The organism is uncultured Nocardioides sp., assembly GCF_902805925.1.
GTDB lineage: Bacteria > Actinomycetota > Actinomycetes > Propionibacteriales > Nocardioidaceae > Nocardioides.
Map to the genome: position 1 here is coordinate 36,568 of NZ_CADCUP010000001.1, position 19,461 is coordinate 56,028.

Genomic DNA, 19,461 nt, shown 5'->3' on the forward strand with positions numbered 1-19,461 from the left:
ACCACCGTAGAGCCGGTGGCTAGGGTTTGCCGATGTGAGGTTCTGCCAACGGTGCCGCGGACGAGGTCCACATTGTGACGACACGTGACCGGGCCAGCGCGGCGCTGGCCCGCATCGACGCCCTGCACTCGGCGCTGACCGAGCTCGTGCTCGAGGGCGGTGACCTCGACCGGATCGCCGCCGAGGCGGCCCGGGTGCTCGACCTCGGCGTGCTCATCACCTCCACCGACGGTCGCGAGCGGGCGGCCGCCCTCACCGACGACCTCCGCGAGACGCTGTCCGCAGCCGGCCTGCTCGACCACACGGGGCGCGTGCGCGTCGAGCGGGCGGGTGCCGACGGCGTATCCCTCGGTGCGGGGGAGGCGCGCGTGCTCCGCGTCGTGGCCGGCGGCACCGACCTGGCGCGGCTGGTCGCCTGCCGGGCCACCGGGACGATCGACCAGGACGACGTGCACGCGCTCGAGCGGGCCGCCGCGGTGGCTGCGCTGCTGGTGACGCGCGAGCAGGCGGTGTCGGCCGTCGAGACGAAGTACCAGGGCGACTTCCTGCGCGACCTGTTCCTCGGCCGTGCCGGCGACTCGGCCTACGTCACCGGCCACCTCGCCTCCTTCGGCTGGGACCTCACCCGTCCCCTGGTGGTCGTCTGCGCCGAGATCGACCCGGCACCGGCCGACACGACGGGGGAGTCGGCCCAGCACCGGCAGTGGCAGGAGCGGTTCGCCCGCGCCTGGCGGCAGGTCACCCGCGACGTCGCCGAGGGCGTCCCCACCGCCGACTTCTCCTCCGAGGTCGTCTGCCTGCTCCCCGCGGTCCAGCGCGACCCGCTCGGGCACGACGTCGTACGTCGGGTGGTCACGGCCGTCGCGGGCGACAGGGGCGGTGGGCGGCGACCGTTCACGGTCGGCGTCAGCCGGGTGACCGCGTCGCTGGAGGGGCTGCCCTCGGCGTACGCCCAGTCGCGGCGCGCGCTGGCGATCGGCAAGAAGCTGCACGGCAGCGGGTCGACGACCTTCTTCGACCAGCTCGGCGTGCACCGGCTCTTCGCGCTGGTGCCCGACGCCGCGGAGCTGCGCGAGTTCGCCCGGGACGTGCTCGGCCCGCTCGCCGAGCCCGGCGTCGAGGCGGCCAAGGCCCGCGAGACCCTGCAGGTGCTGCTGGACACCAACTTCAACGTGGCCGAGGCGGCCCGGGCGCAGTTCGTGCACTACAACACCCTGCGCTACCGGGTGACCAAGCTGGAGAAGCAGCTCGGCCCGCTCTCGACCGACCCGCACCTCCGGCTCGATGTGGCGGTGGCGCTGCGGGTGCTCGACCTCTCCTGACGGACGACTCGGACTCGGTGACGTCAACCCCTGCCAGCGGGCGCGGCGTTCCTTCGACAGTTCTCGCCCTGATGGGTGTGTCATGGGTCGCACTAGCTTGTGACTCTCGGGCTCACCCCAACCGATGCAGGAGGGACGCCGACGATGTCGATGTTCAAGTGGGAGGTCGTCGACCCGGAGCCCGGCGTGGCGGTCGCGCCGCACCAGCGCCTGCCGTGGAGCAAGACGATCGGCCTCGGCGCGCAGCACGTCGTGGCGATGTTCGGGGCGACGTTCGTCTTCCCGCTGGTGATGGGCCTCGACGCCAACCTCGCCATCATGTTCTCGGGCCTCTGCACGATCCTGTTCCTGCTCATCTGCTCCAACAAGGTGCCGTCCTACCTCGGCACCAGCGCCTCGTTCGTGGCGAGCGTCGCGGCGATCCGCGCCCAGGGCGGCGACTCCGCCGACGTCACCGGTGCGATCATGGTCGCCGGCATCGTGCTGGCCCTCGTCGGCGTGCTCGTCCACTTCGCCGGCGCCCGCCTGATCCACCGGATCCTGCCGCCCGCGGTCACCGGAGCGGTGGTCATGCTGATCGGCTTCAACCTGGCGCCGGTCGTCGCGGGCGTCTACTGGCCCCAGGACCAGTGGATCGCCCTGCTGACCGCGGCGTTCATGGTCTTCGCCGCGGTGACCTTCCCGGGCTTCTGGTCGCGCATCGCGGTGTTCCTCGCGCTGATCTTCGGCTACCTGCTGTCCTTCGCCGCCGACCTGGTCCTCGGCCCGATCACCTCCGTGCTGGGCGGCGCCACCGAGGCGACCGAGCACGACCGCGTCAGCTGGGCCGGGGTCCAGGCCGCCGACTGGATCGGCTTCCCCAGCGGCACGCTCGCCGACGGCGTCGACGCCGTGCACGGTCCGAGCATCTCGCTGACCTTCGTCCTCCTGGTGCTCCCCGGCGTCATCGCCCTCATCGCCGAGAACACCGGCCACGTCAAGGCGGTCGCCGAGATGACCGGTGACGACCTCGACCCCTACATGGGCCGCGCCATCGGCGCCGACGGCCTGGCCACGGCGTTCGCCAGCGCGTTCGGCGGCTCGCCGACCACGACGTACGCCGAGAACATCGGCGTCATGGGCGCCACCCGCGTCTACTCCACCGCCGCCTACTACGTCGCTGCCGCGGTCGCGATCCTGCTCGGCCTGTGCCCGAAGTTCGGGGCGATCGTCAACGCCACCCCCGGTGGCGTGCTCGGCGGGATCACCGTGGTGCTCTACGGCATGATCGGTCTGGTGGGCGCCAAGATCTGGGTCGAGAACCGCGTCGACTTCGGGCTGCCCGTCAACCTGGTCGGCCTCGCCGCCGGCATCATCATCGGCATCGGCAACGTCTCGCTGCAGGTCACCGACGACTTCCAGCTCGGCGGCATCGCGCTCGGCACGATCGTCGTCATCGTGTTCTTCCACATGGTCGCCTGGCGGCACCGCGCCACGGACTCGGGCGAGGTCACCCGCGCACTATGAGGAGGACCGCATGAGGAGGACCCCGTGAAGCCGGCGCCCTTCGCCTACGTCCGCCCGTCGTCGCTGTCGGAGGCCCTCACCGCTCTCGGTGAGGACCCCGACGCGAAGGTCCTCGCCGGTGGCCAGTCGCTCCTGCCGCTGCTCTCGATGCGGCTGGCGCAGCCCTCGCGGCTCGTCGACATCAACGGGCTGCCGGACCTCGACCACGTCGACGTCACCGACGAGGGCGTGCGCGTGGGGGCGCTCGCGCGGCACAGCGCGGTGCTCGCCTCGGCGGAGGTCGAGCGGGTGCAGCCGCTGGTCACCCTGGCGCTGCGGCACGTCGCCCACGCGACGATCCGCAACCGCGGCACCACGGTGGGCTCGGTGGTGCACGCCGACCCCGCCTCCGAGCTGCCGGCGGTGCTGGCGCTGCTGGGCGGTTCGGTCGACGTGGAGGGCCCGCGCGGGCGGCGTACGGTCGCCGCCGAGGAGCTGTACGTCGGCCCGCTCGAGACCTCGCTCTCCCACGACGAGATCGCCGTGGAGGCGTTCTTCCCGGCGCTGGGCCCGCGCTCCGGGGTGGCGTTCGAGGAGCTGGCCCGCCGGCACGGCGACTACGCGATGGCCGGCGTGGCGGCGCTGGTCGAGGTCGACGGCGACGACGTCGTCTCCGCGAGCGCCGGCTTCTTCTCGGTGTGCGAGCGGCCCACGGTCGTCGACCTGACCTGCGCCGAGGACCCCGGCGAGGCGGCCCTGGCCGAGCTCGAGCCGTCGGCCGACATCCACGCCAGCCTCGACTACCGGCGCCAGCTCGTGCGGGTGCTGACGCCCCGCGTGCTGGCCGCCGCCACCGAGCACGCCCGGAGGAGGGCCCATGGCTGAGGTGTTCCGCGACGACCTGCACGACGTCACGCTGCACGTCAACGGCGCGGCGCACGACGTCCGCGTGCCCGCGCGGCGGCTGCTCTCCGACGCGATCCGCCACGACTGCGGCCTCACCGGCACCCACGTCGGCTGCGAGCACGGCGTGTGCGGCGCCTGCACGGTGCTGCTCGACGGTCGGCCGGTGCGCTCGTGCCTGATGCTCGCGGTGTCGGTCGCCGACGCCGAGATCACCACGGTCGAGGGGCTCGGTGGCGACGACGACTCGCTCGGCCCGGTGCAGCAGGCGTTCGCGGAGTGCCACGGCCTCCAGTGCGGCTTCTGCACCCCCGGCTTCCTCACCACGATCACCGCGGGCCTGCGCGAGAACCCCACGCCGACCCGCGAGGAGGCGACCGAGATGATCGCCGGCAACCTGTGCCGCTGCACCGGCTACCAGAACATCGTGAGGTCGGTCCTGCGTGCGGCCGAGATCCAGGCGGGTGAGCAGTCGTGACCACGAGGCTCTTCGGCCAGAGGGTCGAGCGCGTCGAGGACCAGCGCTTCCTGCGCGGCAGGGGGCGCTACGTCGACGACGTGCTCGTCGACACCCACGCCGGCACGCTGCACGCCGCCGTCCTGCGCTCGCCGCACGCCCACGCGCGCATCGTCGGGATCGACGTCGAGGCCGTCCTCGACCTCGACGGCGTGCACGCGGTCTGGACCCACGAGGACCTGCCCGGCCCGATGGCCGAGCCGCTGCCGCTGCTGATCCCGCACCCGGCGCTGACCCACGGCCGCACGCAGCACGCCCTGGCCAGGGACGAGGTGAACTACGTCGGCGAGGCGATCGCCTTCGTCGTCGCCGAGGACCGCTACGTCGCCGAGGACGCCGTCGACCTGATCCGGGTCTCCTACGAGGTGCTGCCGCCGGTCGTGGGCATCGACGCCGCGCGCGCGGCGACCTGCGCCGTGCACGACGACGTGCCCGACAACGTCGGCGCCCGGATGGAGCAGCGCAACGGCGACGCGCCGGCCGCCATCGCCGCCGCGCCCCGCCGGATCTCGCTGGACCTGATGATCGAGCGCAGCTCGTGCCAGCCGATGGAGGGCCGGGGCGTGGTCTCGCGCTGGGACCCCGACACCAGCCGGCTCACCGTGTGGAGCTCCACGCAGACCTCCACCGGCGTCCGCGGCTGCGTGGCCGCGCGCCTGGGGCTCGACCTCGACCAGGTCGACGTCATCACCCCCGACGTGGGCGGCGGCTTCGGCGTGAAGATCAACCACCCGTGGCCCGAGGAGCTGCTCGTGCCGATGGCCGCGCGCGCCCTCGGCCGGCCGGTGAAGTTCACCGAGGACCGCCGCGAGCACTTCATCTCCTCCGCCCACGAGCGCGGCCAGGTGCACCACGTCGAGGTCGGCTTCGACGACGACGGCCGGGTGCTGGGGCTCGACGTGATGTTCTGGCACGACCACGGCGCCTACTCGCCGTACGGCCTCATCGTGCCGATCATCACCGCCACCCAGCTGCTCGGGCCCTACAAGCCGGGCGCCTACCGCGTGCGCTTCGAGTCGCTGTTCACCAACACCGTGATGGTCACGCCCTACCGCGGCGCCGGGCGCCCGCAGGGCTGCTTCGTCATGGAGCGCACCATGGACGCCATCGCCGCCGAGCTCGGGCTCGACCGGGCTGAGGTGCGGGCGGCCAACTTCATCCAGCCCGACGAGTTCCCCTTCGACCACGGGCTGGTCTTCCAGGACGGCCGCGAGCTCGAGTACGACTCCGGCGACTACCCCGCCTCGCTGCACAAGATCAAGGAGCTCATCGGCTGGGACGGCTTCCCGGCGCTCAAGGCGGAGGCGGCCGCCGAGGGGCGACGGATCGGCATCGGCCTGGCCTGCTACGTCGAGGGCACCGGCGTCGGCCCCTACGAGGGGGCGCACGTGCACGTCGAGACCTCCGGCAAGGTCAAGGTCGCCATCGGCCTCACCACCCAGGGCCAGGGGCACGCCACGGTGTTCGCGCAGATCGTCGCCGACGAGCTCGGCGTACCTCTGGAGGACGTCGAGGTCGTGTCCGGCGACACCCGCAGGATGCCGTACGCCGTCGGCACCTTCGCCTCCCGCGCGGCCGTGATGAGCGGCTCGGCGGTCCACCTGGCGGCGAAGGCGGCCAAGGACAAGGCGCTGCGCATCGCCGCGGAGGCGCTGGAGGCCGACGTCGACGACCTCGAGATCGTGGACGGGGTCGTCCGGGTGCGCGGCACCGACGCGTCGCTGGCCCTCGGCACGGTGGCGGTGCTGTCGAACCCGCTGCGCTACGCCTTCGACGAGGCCTCCAAGCTGGCCACCCAGTTCGTGGTGGGCGACCCCGGCAAGCCCCCGGTCGCCGAGGACGACGAGCCGGGCCTGGAGGGTCGCGACTTCTACTCCCCGCAGCGGGCGACGTTCGCCTCCGGCATGCACGCCGTCATCGTCGAGACCGACCCCGACACCGCCGAGATCAGGATCCTGCGCTACGCCGTCGTCCACGACTGCGGCAACATCATCAACCCGATGATCGTCGAGGGGCAGATCCACGGCGGGGTCGCTCAGGGCGTGGGCGGTGCGCTCTACGAGAAGATGGAGTACGACGAGTCGGGGCAGCTGCAGAACGCCTCGTTCATGGACTTCCTGATGCCCTACGTCACCGAGGTCCCCGGCGAGATCGAGATCGACCACCTCGAGACGCCCTCGCCGCTGAACCCGCTCGGCATCAAGGGCGCGGGGGAGGCCGGCGTGATCCCCGGCTCCGCGGCGATCGCCGCCGCCATCGAGGACGCCGAGGGCATCGCCATCACCTCGATGCCGATCTCGCCGTCCGACCTCTTCGCACTGCGCAGCAGAAAGGAGACGCCATGAAGGTCACGGGCGTTAGCGTCCTGCAGGCTCCCGTCGAGCGGGTCTGGGACGCCCTGCTCGACCCCTCCGTCCTGGTGCGCACGATCCCGGGCTGCTCGAGGCTCGAGGCGACCGGGGAGAACTCCTACGACATGACCGTCACCGCCGGCGTCGCCGCGATCAAGGGCACGTACGCCGGCAGCTGCACGCTGCACGACCTCAAGCCGCACGAGTCGCTGCAGATGGACCTCCGGGGCGCTGGCGCCCCGGGCACCATCGGCGCGCAGGTCGCGGTCTCCTTCGCCGCCGCGGGCGACGGCACCACCCGGGTCACCTACGACGCCGACGCCGTCGTGGGCGGCATGGTCGGCGGGGTGGGCCAGCGGATGCTGACCTCGGTGTCCCGCAGGATGGCCGCCGAGTTCTTCGGCAACATCGGCGACGTGCTCTCCGGCGCCTCGTTCTCGACGGCCTCCCCGGTCGAGGCGGCGGCCCAGTCGTCGTCCCCCGGCAGGCCGCGGACCGTCTTCACGCCCCCCGCCGCGGCGGCCGGCGGCCACGACGACTTCCTGCGCGGCGTCGGCGTCGGCGCAGGCCTCGTGCTCGTCGGCGTCGTCGCGGGCGCGGTGCTGGGGCGCCGCCGGTGACGGACCTGGACCCCGACTCCACCGCCCGGGAGATGGCCGCGGCGGTGGCGTCGCGCCGGGTCTCGGCGCGCGAGCTGCTCGACCTGCACCTCGAGCGGATCGCCGAGCGCAACCCCGAGCTCAACGCCATCGTGTCCCTCGACGAGGAGCGCGCCCGCGCGGGCGCCGCCGACGCCGACGCCGCGAGCGCCGCCGGACGCAAGCTCGGACCTCTGCACGGCCTGCCCTTCGCCTTCAAGGACACCCACGCGGTCGGCGGGTGGCGCACGACGTACGGCTCGCCGCTGCGCGCCGACCACGTGCCCGAGGCCGACGAGCTCGTCGTCGAGCGCGTGCGCCGCGCGGGCGCGGTGACGATCGGCAAGACCAACGTGCCGGAGTTCGCGGCCGGGTCGCACACCTTCAACACCCTCTTCGGCACCACGCTGAACCCGGTCGACCCGCGCTTCTCCGCGGGCGGCTCCAGCGGGGGGGCGGCGTGCGCGCTGGCCTCCGGCATGGTGCCGCTCGCCGAGGGCTCCGACATGGGCGGCTCGCTGCGCAACCCGGCGTCGTTCTGCGGCGTCGTCGGCATGCGTCCCTCGCTGGGGCGGGTGCCGGAGTGGCCGCTCGACAACCAGTGGGAGTCGACGTCGGTCGCCGGACCGATGGCCCGCAACGTCGGCGACCTCGCGCTGCTGCTGTCGGTGCTCGCCGGCCCCGACCCACGGGCCCCGCTCGCCCTGGGTGACCCCGGCCCGGTCTTCGCCCCGCCGGTCTCCGGCACGCTCGCCGGCCTGCGCGCAGCCGTCAGCATCGACCTCGGCGGTGCCTTCGAGGTCGACGACCGGGTCGCCGCCGTGGTCGACCAGGCGGCCGCGGCGCTCGCGCGCGAGGGCGCCGGCGTCTCCGCCGACCACCCCGACCTCTCGCTCGCCGACGACACCTTCCGCACCCTGCGCGCCTGGCACTTCCAGGCCAGGTTCGGGCGGCTGCTGGCCGACGACCCCGGCTCCTTCAAGCAGTCGCTGGCCGACAACATCCGGCTCGGTGAGGGCCTGAGCGGCGCCGACGTCGCCCGGGCGTACGCCCAGCGCACCGCCCTCGCCGAGACCATGCGCCTGTTCTTCGAGCAGTACGACGTCCTGGTCCTGCCGGTCTCCCAGGTGCCGCCGTTCCCGGCCGACCAGGAGTTCCCGGCCGACATCAACGGCAGGCCGATGGAGACCTACCTCGACTGGATGCGGTCGGCGTACTTCATCACCGTCACCGGCTGCCCGGCCATCTCCCTGCCCGCCGGCCGCACGCCCGACGGCCTGCCCGTGGGCATCCAGGTGGTCGCCCCGCACGGGGCCGACCGGCGGCTGCTGGAGGTCGCGGCGGCGTACGAGGCCGCGGCCGCCGGCTGACCGGGCGTCTTCATGTTCCCCATCAGCCGGGGTACCGACCTGCAACGAAGGGAGAGACATGACCACGACACCGGGCGAGTCGTCGCCCCACGAGCGCGAGGACTCCCCGCCGGCCACTCCGGACCCGACCGAGGACGTCGGCGCGGAGATCGGCATGGTCGGCGGCGAGGGCAGCACGTTCGAGCCCGAGGAGGACCCGCCGGAGGAGCGCGACGAGTGATCGCCGGCGTGCCGGCCCCGTGCGCGCGCTGCCGCGCCGTGGCTGCGGTCAGTCGGTGAGGACGGGGCCGGGCCAGGGGGTGGACCTGCCCATGTCCAGGGCCCGCTGCTTCACGAACGGGTCGGCCTGCTTGTAGAGCCACGGGCGGCCGAACCAGACGAATCCGTCGACGTGCTTCGCGGCCAGTGCCCTGTCAGCGGCGGACAGTCCCCACTGCGGGTCGGCGACGTCGACGGTGGGCGGGATGCCCAGGGTGACGCAGCGTCGCATGCCGGGCCGCTTGCACGTGCGGCCGTCGTCGTTGAGGCCGCCGCGCTCGGAGGGGATCATGTCCAACCAGCTCGTCGGCTGGCCGGACTTGGCGGTGTCGATGATGAAGTGCTTCTGGCCGTACCCGTCGCGGGCCAGGATCTCCACGATGTCGGTGCCGTGGTCGATGTTCTGCGACGGTCCGGTGTAGTGGGTGGAGTCGAGGGCGAACCCGCGGGCGTACCGGACGCCGGTGCGCTTGAGGATGGCGGCGCACCGGGCGGGGTCGGCGCCCTTGCCGTTCTCGCACCAGTCGGCTGCACCGGCGTCGATGTAGACCGAGGTGGCCGGCAGCGAGCTCAGCTTGCGGGTGGCATAGGTCAGGAGCCGTGCCTTGGCACCCCTGTCGGGCACGCACCACAGGAACGGCCCGTCGGGCTGCATCACGACGAGCGTGGGGGTGTCGGCGATGGCGGTGGCGAGGTTGTCGATCCAGCGGACGTAGGAGGCCTTCTCGGCCGGGGTGGACGGACGGGTGCACGCCTCGTGCTCCCACGGCTTCATCCGGAAGACCGCCATCTGCACCAGGGCGCTCGGGTCGCCCTTCTGCGAGGACTCGATGTAGGCGGTGACCGAGTCGATGACCCGGCTGTCGGCCAGGTAGGAGCCGAACCACTTCGTACGGGGCCGCAGCGCGATCTTGCCGATGAGCTCCTTCTCGACGCCGGTGGCCGCCCGGTAGGGAGCCCAGACCTGGTCCTGCGGGCCTTCGTAGACGCCCCAGATGCGGTCGGCCAGCGGGTTGCCGGCGTTGGCCGGGTGCGCCCGCTGCGGCGCCTGCCACACCTCGCCCGCGCTGTTGCGGCCAGCCGCCCGGGAGACCTGCTTCTCATCGGCCTCCGCCGCGGCGGGGGCCGGGGCGGGGTCGGGGGAGAAGGCGAGCCCGGTGGCGGCGTGCGCGCCGAGGAGGACGGGGGCGGCAGCGGTCAGCGCGCCCAGCGCGATGGTGGTGCGGGCCCGGGCGAACGCGCGGCGCAGGGGGTTGGAAGGGCTCATGGGGTTGACCCGCGGTCTCGCGGGGCTCCTTTCGGGATCGGGCGACGCGAGGGGGCGTTCGGGGAGACGAGCCTCTCGGCCGGTGCCGACCGCGGCGAGCTGAGCAGTCGGTGACCTCGGGTGCTGCCTCGCCTGGAGCCGTCCCAGCAAACCACGACGACCCAGATGTCATCGGCAGGAGGCGGGCCCGGGTGCGAGGTTCCGCGGCGGAGCTCGCACCCTGGACATCCGGCGCGCGCGCTCAGGCGGTGGCCGCGCGTGCCAGCTCCCTGAGCCTCGCCTCCACGGTCGCGTTCCAGGCGGTGATGGCGAACGACGTCGCCCACATGTCCCCCTCGTCGAGGGTGGCGTCGTCGTTGAACCCGACGGTGGAGTAGCGGCTCTTGAACTTCTCGGCGTCCTGGAAGTACACGACGACCCTGCCGGCGTCGTTGGCGTAGGCCGGCATGCCGTACCAGGTCTTCGGCACCAGGCTCGGGGCGGCCGTGGTGACCGTCATGTGCACGCGCTCTGCCAGCATCCGGTCGGGTGGCGACATGCCGGCGATGCGGTCGAGCACCGCCTGGAGCCCGTCGGCCTTCTTGGCACCCGTCCTGCCTGCGGACCGCAGCTCGGCGGCCCGTTCCTTCATCGCAGCGCGCTCCTCGGCGCTGAAGCCGTCCGCGTGGTCCGTGGTGGTCTGTGTGGGCATGGTGTGTTCCTCTCGATCTCGTCTGTGTCCGGGGTGCCGGTTGGAGCACCCGGTGAGGGTCGTGGTGGCGCGTGCCGCCGGCCGGTTCAGGGATGGCTGGAGGCGCTGTCGTCGGGGAGCGCGGCGAAGGCCCGCTTGGCGTCGCGGTACCAGTCCATCGACTTCTTGGGGTGCCGCCAACGGCCCTTCATCGCGTCGCGGGCCTCCTGGTGGGTCGCGTCGCCCGCCTTCTCCGCCTCCTTGAGGTGGCGGTCCTGGGCGTTGATGACGTCGTCGGCGCTCTCGCCGTGGTGCTCGAGGTCGCAGGGCCCTCCGAGGGCCCGGCAGGTCATGGTCTTCATGGTGCCTCCTGGAGTGGTGTGCTTGCTGTGTTGACGATCGAGCCGGGTCGGGTGTGACCGGATCAGTCGCGCGGCCGAGCGCCTGCACGACGCACGACCCGCGCGCTCACGTCGGGGGCTGGGCCGCGGCCGGAGTCGGGGCGGCTCAGGCTGCCGAGCCGAGCCCCGCGTAGCCCAGCGTGAGGACAGGGAGTGCTGCCCGAGGCATGGGCTCCCCTGTCTATCGACGCAGGGGCACGGGCGCCACCGTGGTGGCTGGCACCACCTGACAGTGGATCCGCGGCTCGTCGGCAACTGTTGCTCTCGCCGGTCGCCGTACCGGCCCGTTTGAATGGTCCGCATGCCTGAGCCCGCGACTCGCCGGATCCGCATCGGCATCGACACCGGTGGCACCTTCACCGACGTCGTCGCCCTCGACGAGGAGACCGGGGAGCTGGCCACGACCAAGACCCCGTCGACGCCGTCGGACCCGGCCGACGGGTTCATGGCGGGCATCGACAAGGTGCTGGGGTTGCTCGGTCTCCCGCCCGGCGACGGCAGCGCGATCGCGGCGGTCAGCCACGGCACGACGGTGGCGACCAACCAGCTGCTGGAGGGCAAGGTCGACGCGCTCGGGTTCATCACCACCGAGGGGTACGACGCGATGCTGGAGATCGCACGGCAGTCGGTGCCCGACGGCTACGGCAACTCCTACTTCTGGGTGAAGCCGCCCCGGATCGTGCCCCGGCACCTGGTCAGGGCGGTGGGTGGGCGCCTGGACTTCACCGGCGCAGAGGTGCGGCCGTTCGACGAGGCCGGTGCCCGCGAGGTGGCGCGCTGGTTCCGCGCCGCGGGCATCGACGCCCTCGGCGTCTGCTTCCTGCACTCCTACGCCAACCCGGAGCACGAGGAGCGGATGCGGGCGGTCCTCGCCGAGGAGCACCCCGGGGCCGTCGTCTCCATCTCCAGCGAGGTGCTGCGGGAGTACCGCGAGTACGAGCGCGCCATGACCACCCTCGTCGACGCCGCGGTGAAGCCTCGGCTGAGCCGCTACGTCACCAACATCAGTCGCCGGCTCGAGGAGTACGGCCGGCGCAAGGTGCCGTTCTACGTCATGAAGTCGAACGGCGGCGTGCTGAGCGCCGACGAGGTCGTGCACCAGCCGATCACCACCGTGCTGTCCGGCCCGGCCGCCGGCGCGCTCGGCGCCGCGCTGATCGCCCGGGTCGCCGGCTTCGACCGGGTGCTCACCAGTGACGGTGGCGGCACCTCGACCGATGTCTCGGTCGTCATCGACGGCCAGCCCGCGCTCACCACCGAGGGCAGCGTGGGCGTCTACCCCTCCAAGATCCCGATGATCGACGTGGTCACCGTCGGCGCGGGCGGCGGCTCGATCGCCTGGCTCTCGCCCGAGGGCACGCTCAAGGTCGGGCCGCGGTCGGCCGGCGCCGACCCGGGGCCGATCTGCTACGGCAAGGACGGCACCGAGGTCACCATCACCGACGCCCACGTCCTCCTCGGCCGCATCCCGCCCCACCTGCTCGGCGGCGAGATCCCGCTCGACGCCGGCGCCGCCAGGGCCGGCATCGAGACGCTGGCGAAGGAGCTCGGCATGTCGGCCGAGGCCTGTGCCGCCGGCGTGCTCGAGATCTCCGCGTGGAACCAGGCCAACGCGCTGCGGCAGGTGACGGTCAAGCGCGGCCTCGACGTCCGCGACTTCACCCTCACCACCTTCGGCGGCTCCGGCTCCCTGCTGCTCTGCCGGCTCATGGACATCCTGGGCATCCCCACGGTCCTCGTCCCGCCCAACCCCGGCAACGTCTCCGCGTTCGGGCTGCTCACCGTGGACGTCAAGAACGACTACGTGCAGACCCACGTCGCGCTGCACGGGTCGCTCGACCCGGCGACCCTGCAGACGGCGTACGACGCCCTGGCGGAGCAGGCGCGCGCCGCGCTGGTGACCGAGGGGTTCACCGAGGAGGCCCACGTCTTCCAGCGCACCGCCGACGTGCGCTACTTCGGGCAGGCCTTCGAGGTGCGGGTGCCGGTGCCCGAGGGGCCGATCGACCGGGGAGTGCTCGACGAGGTGGCGCGGCGGTTCCACGCCGAGCACCGGGCGCTGTACGGCTACGACTTCTCGGCCGACGCCTCGCAGCAGGTGGAGTGGGTCAACCTCCGCACGTCAGGCATCGGGCCGATCCAGCGGCCGGAGATCATGCGCCACGAGACCGCCGACCGGACCACGTCGCGGGGCGGGCCGACGCGCCCGGTGTGCTTCCACGCCGACGATGAGTACGTCGACACGCCGGTGCTGTGGCGGCCCGACCTGCCACCGGGGCACTCGGTCGCCGGGCCGGTGATCATCGAGGAGTTCGGCTCCACCGTGCCGGTGCACCCCGGCTTCACCGCCCGCATCGACGGCTTCCTGAACATCATCGTGACCCGCGACGAGAAGGAGGACCAGGCATGAGCCGCCGCGCTCCCACCCAGTTCCCCTACGGCATGCTCACCGACGACGCCGGTGCCGGCGCCGACCCGGTGCTCGTCGAGATCGTCCAGGGCTCGCTCGCCAGCGTCGAGATGGAGGTGGAGACCGCCATCGGCCGCACCTCGCGCAGCCCGATGATCCGCGACGCCCACGACTTCCGGGCCGGCATCCACGACCGGCTGCTGCGCAAGCTGACCGGTCGCTCGTACTCCGCCCTCGTGCACCCCGTCGCCCGCGACTTCCCGATCGAGGAGATGCGCGAGGGCGACGTCTTCTTCCACAACGACGTCTACCGCTCCGAGGGCGGCATCGGCCACCTGCCCGACCTCTGCGTCACCGTGCCGGTCTTCGCCGAGGCCGATGGGCGGCGCAGCGTGGTCGCCTTCGTGCAGGCCTTCGGCCACCACGACGACATCGGCGGCGCGGTGCCGGGCTCGATGCCCAGCCACGCCACCAGCGTCTTCGAGGAGGGCCTGATGGTGCCGCCGATCCGGCTCTGGGACGCCGGGGTGCCCAACAAGGCGGCGCTCTCGATCATGACGCGCAACTCGCGGATGCCCGAGTCCCTCGCCGCCGACCTCGACGCCGAGTGCTCGGCCTGCCTGATGGGTGCCCGCCGCCTCGGGGAGCTCTTCGAGCGGTACGGCGTCGCCGTCGTCGAGTCCTGCTTCGACGCCATCCTCGACCGGACGACGACGACGTACCGCCGCGAGATCCTGAGCCGGATCCCGGTCGGCTCCTGGACCTGGGAGGACTACGCCGAGCACGACGGCGTCGACGAGCCGCAGCTGCACACCCAGCGCATCACGCTGACGCGCACGCCCGCCGACGACCCCGACGGCGAGCGGCTGGTGCTCGACTTCGACGGCACCGGCCCGCAGGCGAAGGGGCCGATCAACCACTGCGGCGACTACAGCGACGGCGTCTTCCTCAAGAAGTGGCTGGCGCCGATCCTGCGCAACCTCGCGGAGAGCCCGGAGCGGATGGCCGAGCTCGACGTCAACGAGGGCATCGTGCCGCTGATCGAGCTGCGGTTCCCGGAGCCGGGCACGCTGCTCACGCCGGTCTTCCCGGCGCCGACCAACGCGCGCACCTTCGTCATCCTCCGTCTGCTCGGCGTCCTGGCGGGCGTGGTGGCCAAGGCGGTCGACGGCAGGATGCCGGCCGACCAGGAGACCATCCGCTACACCGGCGTCTACGGCGAGGACCGCGACGGCCGCTCGTACCTGATGCGCGAGGTGCTCGGCGGCGGCTCCGGCGGCCGCTACTACGCCGACGGCGAGGACACCATCCACGTGGTGCCCGACTCCCGCAACCTGCCGAGCGAGTTCACGGAGTCGCGCTTCCCGTTCCTGGTGGAGTCGCTCGGGCTGGCGATGGACTCCGGCGGCGCGGGGGAGTTCCGCGGGGGTCTCGGCTACGAGAAGCACATCCGGATGGTCAAGGACGGCCACTTCATGTCCATCGCGGACCGCTCGATCCTGGCGTGCTGGGGCGTCCGCGGCGGCAAGGCGGGCAAGCCGTTCGAGGTCACCATCGACCCCGGCGGCCCGCACGAGCGCGAGGTCGACGCCCTGGCCGACGACGAGCCGGTGCGGGCCGGCGAGGTCATCCGCATCCGGACGACGGGTGGTGGCGGCTGGGGCGACCCGCTGGTGCGTGAGCCGGCGCTGGTCGTGCGCGACGTCGTCTGGCGCAAGGTCTCCCCGGAGGCGGCGCTCGCCGACTACGGCGTGGTGCTCACCGGCTCGCTCGACGACGACACGCTCGGCTTCGACGCCTCGCGCACCCGTGCGGAGCGCGAGGCCCGGCCGGCGGCGTCCGAGGCGTTCTTCGACCGTGGTCCCGGCTACGCCCGGCTGTCCGGCGGGGCGGCGCACGCCGAGGTCGACCTGGTCTGACGCTGCGGTCAGCCTCGCCGGCAGGCCCAGGTGCCCGTCGACCACACGCTCGCCCGTCGGCCGCGGCAGCCGGGTCCAGGCCTCCTCGGTGTCGTCGTACAGTCAACCCTCCGCCGCGACGACCGCACCGCCCGGCGCGTCGACGGGCCGGCCGCCGGTGCGCTCCTCCGGGGCGTCGGGAAGCGGCGACCAGGCGGACGTGGGGTCGAGCCGCGACCGGTCCAGGACCAGCGCCAGCCAGCCACCGAGCTGCTCGACCGCCGGGAGGGCGCGCCAGGTGTCCTGCCCGGGTGGCAGCACGGCGCCGTGGACGAGCGCCGGGTCCACGGGCCCGCCGTCGGCCGCGTCGACCACCTGCCCGTGGTGGTCGAGGGCGTGGTCGCGACGTACGCCGCGCACGTCGCTGTGCGAGGCCAGGACCAGCCGTGGTGCGTCGGGCGATGCGGCGCCCACGTCCCGGTGCCGAGGTCGTAGGCCGCCCCGTCCTGCTCCGCGTCGCGGGCCACGGGCGCGGGGCTCCACCCGCACTCAGAGCAGGATGCGCGCCCGGACCTCGGGTGCGAGCTTCTCGGTGGCCAGCCGCAGCCCGGGCCGCGGCATCTCGCTCGCGTGCCGGTCGAGGAACGAGCGCAGCCCCGCCTCGTCGGCGGTGCCGGCGTGCTTGAGGAAGATGCCGACCGCGTTCTGCACCACCGGCTCCGCGTCGCCGGCCAGCCGGGCCGCGACGTCGAACCCGCCGGCGAGGTCGGCGAAGCTGCCCGACTTCACGAAGTAGAGGGGTGCGGTGATCGCCGTGCGCCGTTCCAGCGGCACCGAGGAGGCGGCCAGCTCGTGCAGCGGCGCGAGCGAGCTGCCGGCCAGGTGGCCGCCGACCACGCGGGGCGCGGCGCGGTCGACCATGTCCCAGGTGGTGATGCGGTCGTGTCGTCGCAGGTAGAGCTCGTACCTGGCCTGCCGCGCCTCGTCGTCGAGCCGCTGCCGCACCTGGAAGTCCAGGACGCAGAACGCCGCGAGCCGCGGCTCGTACGTCGGGTGGTGCAGCAGCTCCTCGACCTGGTCGAGCGGCAGTGCCGCGTGGGCCTTGGCGACGGCGAAGAGGTCGCGCATCCGCATCCCGATGGCGGGCTCGTCGGGCGCGAGGCGCCGCCGGACGGTCGGCAGCTCGTCCTCGTCGCGGTGCGACTCGAGGGCGGATACGACGGCGGCAGCGGTGAGGTCCACCGACCCAGGGTAGGTTCCGGCGGATGAGGGTGGCGGTGGTGGGAGGCCACGGCAAGACGGGCCGCGCGGTGGCCTCGGCGCTGATACGCCGCGGCGTCGACGTGGTGACCACCGGTCGCGCCGAGTGGGACGACCTCGCGACCGCGTTGGGCGGGTGCGACGCGGCGTACGTCATCGCGCCGAACCTGCACCCCGACGAGGCGTCGTACGTCGCGCACGTGGTGGCCGCCGCCCGGTCGGCGGGCTGACGCGGGCGGGGCACAGGGGGCGATCTACGAGGTGGCGAGCCGGCAGGCGACCGTGGCCGGGCTCGCCGCCGAGGCCGGTGTCGAGGTGGTGGTCGAGCGCCCGGCGGGCGAGCCGCGGGACCGGCAGGAGGCGTGGCTGCGCGCGATGTTCGCCTACTACGACCGGCACGGGCTGCCGGTGGGTGCCCGCGTGCTCCGCTGGCTGCGATCATCCGGGAGATGACCGCCCCCGAGCAGTACGCCGCCCTCGGCGAGGCCGGCTGGCGCTGGGTCCTGGACCAGGTGCGCTGGGACGACGGCCCCTGGATCCCGGAGTCGGTGCCGGCCGCGGCCGAGAAGCCGCCCGCGGACCGCGACGGGATGCACAGCGGCATCGGCGGCCTGGCGCACGTGCTCGCCGAGGTCCGGCTGGCGCGGCCCTGGACCGACGAGGAGTCGGGGCTGGCCGAGGGCGTCGCGGCACGGATGCGTGCCGACCTGGACCACGTGACCGACTGCACCCACTTCGACGGCCTCGTCAGCCGGATGGGCTCCCTCACCGCGGTGGGCGCCCCGGGCGTCGGTGCGGTGGTGGACCGGCTCTCGGCTCTGGCAGGCGACGACGGGTGGCCGCAGGTGGTCGTGGGACCGCCCCGCTACCGACCCGGTGCGCGGGTCAGCGACGCCACCCTGGGCACCGCCGGTGTGCTCCTGGGCGCCCTGTGGGCCGGCCGTCACGGGGTGGAGGCCGCGAGGGACGTGGCCACCCGGGCGGCCGACGTCCTGGTGGCCGAGCAGGAGCCGGACGCAGGCTGGCGGTTCGTGCCGCTGCGCTTCCGGGAGGCCGCGGCCGGGCCACCGACCGAGATGCCCAACTGGTCGCACGGGCTCGCCGGCATCGCCGCCGCCCTCGCCGTCGCGGGTGCCGACCTCGACCGCCCGGAGCTCCTCGAGGCCGCGCGCCGTGGGGCGGAGCACCTGGTGTCGCTGGGCGACACGACCGGCGGTGGGCTGGTCGTGCCCCGCTACCTGCCGCCCATCGCGGGGGAGGACCCGGTGACCTTCACCTGGTGCCACGGCCCGGCCGGCACCTCGCTGCTCTTCAGCGCCCTCGAGCACGCCGGGGTCGCGTCGGTGGCGGGGGAGCCACCCTCGCAGTGGCACCGGCGCTGTCTGCACAGCCTGCGCACCTCGGGGCTCCCCGACCGGCTGCGACCCGGGTTCTGGGACAACGACGGGCGCTGCTGCGGAACCGCGGGGGTCGGTGACGTCTTCCTCGACGCCTGGCAGCGGGGTGGGCACGACGAGGACCTGGCGTTCGCCGTGCGGCTGGGCGACGCGCTCGTCGAGCGGGCCTACGCCGACGGCCCGCGCGCGTGCTGGCGCTTCCTCGAGCACCGCGCCGCCGACCCGGTCCTGCCGCCCGGGGTCGGGTGGATGCAGGGGACGGCCGGCATCGCGGCGTACCTCCTGCGGCTCGCGCGGGTGCTGCGCGAGGGTCACCACGCGGCCGCCCTGGCCCGCCTCGACACCTGGTGGGGGCTGCCGACGCGCTGATCGCTCTAGGGAGTCGGGGTGCCGTGCACGCGCCGTGCGTAGCGGGCATGGATGCCGGGGGCGACCCGGGGCATCAGCAGGCGCGGCACGAGCGGGAGGTGGCTGACCATGTCGGCGACCACCTCGGGGTCGCCGCGGTACATCAGCGTCCCGAGCACCACTCGGTGCCACTCGCCCGGCGTGAGGTGGGCGGCGGCCAGCGGGAGCAGGTCCGCCTCCTCGGCGGCCAGGTGCTCGGTCAGCCTGGCGCCGAGGTCCTCCAGCGCCGTGGCCAGGACCTCGCGGTCGACCACGCCGGCGCCCTCGCGCCAGCGCCGCCTCGCCGCACTCCATGGCCTCGTGGATGCCGTGGTGCTGGCTCTCCATCGTCGCGACCGTCGCGGCGTCGTGGCTGGTCAACCGCTGCTTGAGCAGGGGCCAGAGCACACGGTCCTCGCCGGTGTGGTGGTGGTGCAGGAGGGTGGCCAGGAGGTCGAGGTGGCCGGCGACGGTGCGCGCCCGGGCCAGGTCGCCGTCGGCCACGCCGCGCACGAGACCGGGCGCGAGGGCGTACTCGGCGCGGAAGGTGCCGTGCACGACGACCATGTCGCGGGTGTCGACCAGGGGGGTGGAGGAGGTGCTCACGGGGCGGTCCTAGCGGACTGCCGAGAGAGGCGTGGTCCGGCGAATGTCTCGGAGCGCGGCGGCCGCGTCGAGCGCATTCCTGCTTGACTGCGGCCATGGAGCGACCCCTCACCCTGGTCACCGGCGGCACCCGCGGCATCGGCGCCGCCACCGCCCTGCGGCTGGCCGCGGACGGCCACGACCTCGTGCTCGGCTACGCGCGCGACGACGAGGCGGCCGAGGAGTGCCGGCTCGCCGTCGTGGACGCCGGCGCCCACTGCGTGGTCGTGCGGGCCGACGTGGCCGACCCGGCCGCCGTGGACGGCCTCTTCGCCGAGGCCG

Annotated in this window: 20 protein-coding genes and 1 pseudogene; 14 read left to right on the top strand and 7 right to left on the bottom strand. The window is 73.5% G+C overall.

Annotation, left to right across the window (positions count from 1 at the left end; all coding sequences use genetic code 11):
- Positions 1 to 74: 74 nt before the first annotated feature.
- The 8 genes from QZX64_RS00220 (at position 75) to QZX64_RS00255 (ending at position 8,806) form a co-directional block, all read left to right on the top strand.
- The gene (locus tag QZX64_RS00220) at positions 75 to 1,322 is read left to right on the top strand and encodes a CdaR family transcriptional regulator (RefSeq protein WP_295655975.1); all 1,248 of its coding nucleotides are present in this window, start codon (positions 75 to 77) and stop codon (positions 1,320 to 1,322) included.
- Between the two features lie 144 nt (positions 1,323 to 1,466).
- Entirely contained in the window at positions 1,467 to 2,828 is a 1,362-nt protein-coding gene (locus tag QZX64_RS00225) for a uracil-xanthine permease family protein (protein ID WP_295655977.1), read from the top strand.
- Positions 2,829 to 2,852: 24 nt separating this feature from the next.
- Positions 2,853 to 3,692 (top strand): xanthine dehydrogenase family protein subunit M, encoded by an 840-nt coding sequence (locus QZX64_RS00230; RefSeq protein ID WP_295655979.1) that lies wholly within the window; start codon positions 2,853 to 2,855, stop codon positions 3,690 to 3,692.
- Positions 3,685 to 4,188, top strand: coding sequence for a (2Fe-2S)-binding protein (locus QZX64_RS00235; RefSeq protein ID WP_295655980.1), 504 nt, complete (start codon positions 3,685 to 3,687; stop codon positions 4,186 to 4,188). Before QZX64_RS00230 ends, QZX64_RS00235 begins: the two co-directional genes overlap by 8 nt.
- The gene (cutA, locus tag QZX64_RS00240; RefSeq protein ID WP_295655981.1) at positions 4,185 to 6,572 is read left to right on the top strand and encodes an aerobic carbon-monoxide dehydrogenase large subunit; all 2,388 of its coding nucleotides are present in this window, start codon (positions 4,185 to 4,187) and stop codon (positions 6,570 to 6,572) included. The genes QZX64_RS00235 and cutA overlap by 4 nt, the downstream gene beginning before the upstream one ends.
- Positions 6,569 to 7,198 (top strand): carbon monoxide dehydrogenase subunit G, encoded by a 630-nt coding sequence (locus tag QZX64_RS00245; protein WP_295655982.1) that lies wholly within the window; start codon positions 6,569 to 6,571, stop codon positions 7,196 to 7,198. The genes cutA and QZX64_RS00245 overlap by 4 nt, the downstream gene beginning before the upstream one ends.
- Complete coding sequence (locus QZX64_RS00250) at positions 7,195 to 8,586, top strand: amidase (protein WP_295655983.1); 1,392 nt, start codon at positions 7,195 to 7,197, stop codon at positions 8,584 to 8,586. Before QZX64_RS00245 ends, QZX64_RS00250 begins: the two co-directional genes overlap by 4 nt.
- 58 nt (positions 8,587 to 8,644) lie before the next feature.
- Complete coding sequence (locus QZX64_RS00255) at positions 8,645 to 8,806, top strand: hypothetical protein (RefSeq protein ID WP_295655984.1); 162 nt, start codon at positions 8,645 to 8,647, stop codon at positions 8,804 to 8,806.
- A 48-nt stretch (positions 8,807 to 8,854) separates the two neighbouring features.
- On the opposite strand, the gene QZX64_RS00260 is transcribed toward QZX64_RS00255, so the two are convergent.
- The 3 genes from QZX64_RS00260 to QZX64_RS00270 all read right to left on the bottom strand — a co-directional run bounded on the left by QZX64_RS00260 (position 8,855) and on the right by QZX64_RS00270 (position 11,143).
- The gene (locus QZX64_RS00260) at positions 8,855 to 10,111 is read right to left on the bottom strand and encodes a glycoside hydrolase family 6 protein (protein WP_295655987.1); all 1,257 of its coding nucleotides are present in this window, start codon (positions 10,109 to 10,111) and stop codon (positions 8,855 to 8,857) included.
- A gap of 241 nt (positions 10,112 to 10,352) precedes the next feature.
- Entirely contained in the window at positions 10,353 to 10,802 is a 450-nt protein-coding gene (locus QZX64_RS00265) for an iron chaperone (protein WP_295655989.1), read from the bottom strand.
- Between the two features lie 86 nt (positions 10,803 to 10,888).
- Complete coding sequence (locus tag QZX64_RS00270; protein ID WP_295655990.1) at positions 10,889 to 11,143, bottom strand: DUF1059 domain-containing protein; 255 nt, start codon at positions 11,141 to 11,143, stop codon at positions 10,889 to 10,891.
- Positions 11,144 to 11,483: 340 nt separating this feature from the next.
- On the opposite strand from QZX64_RS00270, the gene QZX64_RS00275 reads away from it, so the two are divergent.
- Both QZX64_RS00275 and QZX64_RS00280 read left to right on the top strand, forming a co-directional pair.
- A complete protein-coding gene (locus QZX64_RS00275; RefSeq protein ID WP_295655991.1) occupies positions 11,484 to 13,592 on the top strand; it encodes a hydantoinase/oxoprolinase family protein in 2,109 nt (702 codons plus the stop codon).
- Positions 13,589 to 15,511: a hydantoinase B/oxoprolinase family protein gene (locus tag QZX64_RS00280; protein WP_295655992.1), complete on the top strand. Its 1,923-nt coding sequence runs from the start codon at positions 13,589 to 13,591 to the stop codon at positions 15,509 to 15,511. Before QZX64_RS00275 ends, QZX64_RS00280 begins: the two co-directional genes overlap by 4 nt.
- Positions 15,512 to 15,613: 102 nt before the next feature.
- On the opposite strand, the gene QZX64_RS00285 is transcribed toward QZX64_RS00280, so the two are convergent.
- Together QZX64_RS00285 and QZX64_RS00290 are read right to left on the bottom strand one after the other, a co-directional pair.
- Positions 15,614 to 15,964, bottom strand: a complete 351-nt coding sequence (locus QZX64_RS00285) for a hypothetical protein (protein ID WP_295655993.1) — start codon at positions 15,962 to 15,964, stop codon at positions 15,614 to 15,616.
- A gap of 75 nt (positions 15,965 to 16,039) precedes the next feature.
- Complete coding sequence (locus QZX64_RS00290) at positions 16,040 to 16,732, bottom strand: DNA alkylation repair protein (RefSeq protein ID WP_295655994.1); 693 nt, start codon at positions 16,730 to 16,732, stop codon at positions 16,040 to 16,042.
- A gap of 23 nt (positions 16,733 to 16,755) precedes the next feature.
- On the opposite strand from QZX64_RS00290, the gene QZX64_RS00295 reads away from it, so the two are divergent.
- Genes QZX64_RS00295 through QZX64_RS00305 form a run of 3 tightly spaced genes read left to right on the top strand, consistent with a single transcriptional unit; the run spans position 16,756 to position 18,516 of the window.
- Complete coding sequence (locus QZX64_RS00295; RefSeq protein WP_295655995.1) at positions 16,756 to 16,980, top strand: hypothetical protein; 225 nt, start codon at positions 16,756 to 16,758, stop codon at positions 16,978 to 16,980.
- A gap of 31 nt (positions 16,981 to 17,011) precedes the next feature.
- Positions 17,012 to 17,203, top strand: coding sequence for a hypothetical protein (locus QZX64_RS00300; protein WP_295655996.1), 192 nt, complete (start codon positions 17,012 to 17,014; stop codon positions 17,201 to 17,203).
- Complete coding sequence (locus QZX64_RS00305) at positions 17,200 to 18,516, top strand: lanthionine synthetase LanC family protein (RefSeq protein ID WP_295655998.1); 1,317 nt, start codon at positions 17,200 to 17,202, stop codon at positions 18,514 to 18,516. The genes QZX64_RS00300 and QZX64_RS00305 overlap by 4 nt, the downstream gene beginning before the upstream one ends.
- 5 nt (positions 18,517 to 18,521) lie before the next feature.
- Here the strand turns inward: QZX64_RS00305 and QZX64_RS00310 are convergent, their stop codons facing one another.
- Both QZX64_RS00310 and QZX64_RS16700 read right to left on the bottom strand, forming a co-directional pair.
- The gene (locus QZX64_RS00310; protein ID WP_295656000.1) at positions 18,522 to 18,809 is read right to left on the bottom strand and encodes a hypothetical protein; all 288 of its coding nucleotides are present in this window, start codon (positions 18,807 to 18,809) and stop codon (positions 18,522 to 18,524) included.
- Positions 18,810 to 18,879: 70 nt separating this feature from the next.
- Positions 18,880 to 19,101 (bottom strand): annotated as a pseudogene (locus QZX64_RS16700) (hemerythrin domain-containing protein); the annotation flags it as partial.
- A 134-nt stretch (positions 19,102 to 19,235) separates the two neighbouring features.
- Between QZX64_RS16700 and QZX64_RS00320 the strand changes: the two are divergent.
- On the top strand, positions 19,236 to 19,461 hold a 226-nt coding region (locus QZX64_RS00320), incomplete at its 3' end, for an SDR family NAD(P)-dependent oxidoreductase (protein ID WP_295656004.1).

What these genes read in the sequence shown, in the direction of transcription:
- QZX64_RS00225 (WP_295655977.1), top strand. Translation starts at nt 1,467, where the DNA reads ATGTCGATGTTCAAGTGGGAGGTCGTCGACCCGGAGCCCGGCGTGGCG.
- QZX64_RS00235 (WP_295655980.1), top strand. Translation starts at nt 3,685, where the DNA reads ATGGCTGAGGTGTTCCGCGACGACCTGCACGACGTCACGCTGCACGTC.
- QZX64_RS00270 (WP_295655990.1), bottom strand. Translation starts at nt 11,143, where the DNA reads ATGAAGACCATGACCTGCCGGGCCCTCGGAGGGCCCTGCGACCTCGAG.
- QZX64_RS00280 (WP_295655992.1), top strand. Translation starts at nt 13,589, where the DNA reads ATGAGCCGCCGCGCTCCCACCCAGTTCCCCTACGGCATGCTCACCGAC.
- QZX64_RS00295 (WP_295655995.1), top strand. Translation starts at nt 16,756, where the DNA reads ATGAGGGTGGCGGTGGTGGGAGGCCACGGCAAGACGGGCCGCGCGGTG.
- QZX64_RS00245 (WP_295655982.1), top strand. Translation starts at nt 6,569, where the DNA reads ATGAAGGTCACGGGCGTTAGCGTCCTGCAGGCTCCCGTCGAGCGGGTC.
- QZX64_RS00275 (WP_295655991.1), top strand. Translation starts at nt 11,484, where the DNA reads ATGCCTGAGCCCGCGACTCGCCGGATCCGCATCGGCATCGACACCGGT.
- QZX64_RS00305 (WP_295655998.1), top strand. Translation starts at nt 17,200, where the DNA reads ATGACCGCCCCCGAGCAGTACGCCGCCCTCGGCGAGGCCGGCTGGCGC.
- QZX64_RS00260 (WP_295655987.1), bottom strand. Translation starts at nt 10,111, where the DNA reads ATGAGCCCTTCCAACCCCCTGCGCCGCGCGTTCGCCCGGGCCCGCACC.
- QZX64_RS00265 (WP_295655989.1), bottom strand. Translation starts at nt 10,802, where the DNA reads ATGCCCACACAGACCACCACGGACCACGCGGACGGCTTCAGCGCCGAG.
- QZX64_RS00255 (WP_295655984.1), top strand. Translation starts at nt 8,645, where the DNA reads ATGACCACGACACCGGGCGAGTCGTCGCCCCACGAGCGCGAGGACTCC.